The sequence below is a fragment of the Saccharothrix sp. ST-888 genome, from assembly GCF_000955975.1.
GTDB lineage: Bacteria > Actinomycetota > Actinomycetes > Streptomycetales > Streptomycetaceae > Kitasatospora.
Window position 1 is genome coordinate 1 of the sequence record NZ_JYJF01000943.1, and the last position, 306, is coordinate 306.

Here is a 306-nt window from a genome sequence, read left to right on the forward strand (position 1 = left end):
GCTGATCACGGTGGACGACCCGGCCATCTCGATGACCATCGGCACCAACACCTCTCCGCTGGTCGGCCGTCGCTCCCGGGGCAAGGGCGCGGACGCCCAGGCCGCGGTCACGGACCGCCAGGTCACCGCCCGCCAGGTGAAGGACCCGCTGGACCGCGAGCTGATCGGTCCCGTCGCCCTGCGCGTCCTGGACACCGACCGTCCGGACCCCCGGGACGCGCTGGCCCGTGCTGATCTTGCCCTGGCGCTCCTTATCGTGACCATCCGCGGTCAAGCGCTCGACCCCGCAGTCGTCCCCCCTCAGGT

At 72.2% G+C, this 306-nt stretch carries 1 pseudogene; it reads left to right on the plus strand.

Going from position 1 to position 306, the window contains the following annotated elements:
• A pseudogene (locus UK12_RS35115) lies at positions 1 to 306 on the plus strand (hypothetical protein); the annotation flags it as partial.